The following is a 1,990-nucleotide window of genomic DNA, read 5'->3' as shown; positions in this document are numbered from 1 at the left end:
AGAAAGAATTATTTAAATTCAGATAGTTATTTTATGTTTGGTCTGGGCGGCATTCCGACAATGAGCGCACCGCAGATATCAGGTCGACACCCGCAACTTGAGATGCCGCGCATACCACGGACGCTGCGGGACGCGGCGTAGCAGGTCGCCGATGGATTTGTCTTCGCCAAACGTAATGCGCAGGGCGAGCTTCATGACCTCGGGGTCCATTTCTACTGTTTTGCCAGGCATCAGCCCCGGCGTGGTACTGCACCCATGCGTGCTCGGCCCTAACCAGGGGTCGGCAATTTCGACGTAACGGCCCGGCGCAAACCAGTTCACGCCTTTGACCGTCATGCGCTGCACAACGCCTGGATGAAAACGCTCGTGAGCCCTGAACCAGTCCTCGATACGATCATCGATCCAGCCGTGGAAACGCCAGAACACCGGGTTGACATGAGAGGAAAACGGATCGCCAAGGAAGTCGTTTTCCGCCTCGAACCACCGCGAAGCGAAATCCGCCTGGCCCCTGCCCATCGGGACCGGCCCACCGTTGGATGGATCTCTTGGCACCGTGGCCCAGCGCATGTGCAGCCAGTCATGCAGCCCCAACTCCATCTCGGAACCAAACTGCCCAAGGGTCAGTTTCGACAAATAACGCGGGTCACGATAACGGGATTCCCACACCTCGAAATTGCTGTGATACGCCTCCGCCGTCTTGATATCACTGACCCACTGGGTGTATTCGGCATCATCACCGGCCAGCCAGGTCGGCGGTACGGAGGTCCCGTCATGATTATCAAAGTAATCGGCAAACCCCGCCCGGTCCCGCTCTACATCCGGCTGAGTCAGCGGGAAGCGTCGCCATGACGGCAAGTCCTGAAACGTGCGAGCCTCGCCCAGCATGTGTCGATGCATGAAGAAAAAATCGATGCCAGAACCATTACGATCCTTGCGCTCGCCACGAGCATCACGCTCCTGTTCACGCGGGCCGGGCTGCCAGCCCAGCCCACGCAGTGCATTGCGCTTGTCCTCGGACAATTTATGCCACTTGTCTCGCGACGCATGCCACAACTGGTGGAACAGCCGATGCTCGGGATTGATCAGGCTGGCCAACAAATCCGGATGCAGCGGGATGCGTTCTCGCGCTTCGGGGAACAGCTGTTTCAGGGCGACAAAACCTTTGTTCGTCGCAGGCAGCGCCAGCGGTTGATCCATACGCAGCGACTTAACGTTAAGCGTTGCCCTGCCAGCATTACCAAACCCGGCCCAGACTTCATCGAGCACCACCAGACACTCGTACTCGGGGTCCCCGGAGGTCGAGTCAGACCGGGTCATGCGCCAGCTCAGTTTCCCGCGGTCGGCCTCGACCAGTTCACCGATCACCTGATAGCGCGGCTGGACACTGTTGTTACGCAGGTTTTGCGCCGTGTCCAGATAACCGCGCAGCCCACGGCCGCGCTGGGCGATATCCAGAAAAAGCTCCAGCCCTTCACGAGGCATGCCATCGATGCCTGCATCGCCCTCCAGGAAACGGATTTGCCAGACACCGCGCAGCTTGTCCGCCAATTGCTGCCCGGCCGTTTCTGGCAGGTCGACCGTGGCCTCACCCGGGGTGATGGGGAACTCCGGCTTTGTCCACTCCCGATGGGCGTAATAAACCGCCGGGACCGCCGCCCCGGTCAATGCCAGCCCCGCCATGAAACCGCGCCGAGAAATCGTCATCGCCCTACCTGTGTCAGCCCTGAAGCGGGCTTGTCCAGCTAGTAACGAGGTGTGCCGGAGGAAATTTAATCGGTTGGGGGGCTCGCTATGAACAATGGCGGGTTATAGCTACTGGCTTTGTCTCATGTATCGCGGGAATGCCGCCCAGACCAAGCACCGCTCCCACAAAGAGCCCAGCGGAGTGTCAGGTAAACCGCAAGCGCTATCCCCTGTGGGAAATCACCCGGTGTCCCTGACACAGCGCTGTCGCGAAGCAAACATTGGACTGTAGGAGCTCACCGAGGTC

At 59.4% G+C, this 1,990-nt stretch carries 1 protein-coding gene; it reads right to left on the bottom strand.

All coding sequences use genetic code 11. From position 1 onward, the window contains the following. Positions 1 to 78: 78 nt before the first annotated feature. Complete coding sequence (gene pvdP / locus AUC61_RS21840; RefSeq protein ID WP_243248230.1) at positions 79 to 1,704, bottom strand: pyoverdine maturation tyrosinase PvdP; 1,626 nt, start codon at positions 1,702 to 1,704, stop codon at positions 79 to 81. Between the last annotated feature and the right edge of the window lie 286 nt (positions 1,705 to 1,990).

The sequence above is a fragment of the Pseudomonas maioricensis genome, from assembly GCF_022790535.1.
Taxonomy (GTDB): domain Bacteria; phylum Pseudomonadota; class Gammaproteobacteria; order Pseudomonadales; family Pseudomonadaceae; genus Aquipseudomonas; species Aquipseudomonas maioricensis.
The sequence above is the reverse complement of the archived record's forward strand: the minus strand, read 5'-3'. Positions and strand labels throughout refer to the sequence as shown.

What these genes read in the sequence shown, in the direction of transcription:
- pvdP (WP_243248230.1), bottom strand. Translation starts at nt 1,704, where the DNA reads ATGACGATTTCTCGGCGCGGTTTCATGGCGGGGCTGGCATTGACCGGG.